The organism is Oleiphilus sp. HI0132 (genome assembly GCF_001635845.1).
Genome location: NZ_LWGJ01000477.1, coordinates 1 through 678 on the forward strand (window position 1 = coordinate 1; position 678 = coordinate 678).

The window sequence follows — 678 nt, forward strand, 5'->3', positions numbered from 1 at the left end:
TGATGAAGAAGAGCAGAGTCTGGGGAATTTGGCGGAAAGAGCATTTAGTGCCTTAGGCTGTTCTGGCTGGGGGCGTGTCGATGTAATGCGCGATAGCAAAGGGCGCTTTTGGTTGTTAGAAGTTAACACCATACCAGGAATGACCAGCNATAGTCTGGTTCCTATGGCCGCGAAAGCTTCAGGTTTAGAGTTTGATGATTTGCTACTGGAAATACTGAAGTCAGCAGTGACAAACAAGCGCTTAAGCAAGAACAATAATAATGATAAAGGGGATAGTTAGATGGCACATAATGCTGCAATTCATGTAATGGGGCAGGGCGCTCAGTTGGCAGAAGGAAACGCTGTACGTGAAGAGACTGTTTTGGTGCTCAAGCGTGTTCTAACTGTGACGCTAATTTGTTTAGCGCTACTTGTATTACTGACTAAAAGAGACAGTCTGATACAAGTAGTTGACCACCCTATCTCATCGATCAAGGTAACAGGCGCGTTTTCTTATCTGAACGAAAGTGAAGTGACACAAGCGTTGAGTGGTTTAGTCGGCGCCGGATTTATAGCGACTGACTTAAAAGACGTTCAAACACGAGTAGAGGGCTTGGCCTGGGTTAACAGTGCGACTGTGAGTAGAGTCTGGCCGGGCGAAATCAAGCTGCTAATAAATGAACAAGTTGCGGTGAGTCA

The 678-nt window shown here is 45.9% G+C and carries 1 protein-coding gene and 1 pseudogene; both read left to right on the forward strand.

Annotated features, from left to right (window positions below):
• Positions 1-280 (forward strand): annotated as a pseudogene (locus A3766_RS05825) (hypothetical protein); the annotation flags it as partial.
• The coding region (locus tag A3766_RS05830; RefSeq protein ID WP_156508721.1) for a cell division protein FtsQ/DivIB at positions 281-678 on the forward strand (398 nt) is incomplete at its 3' end.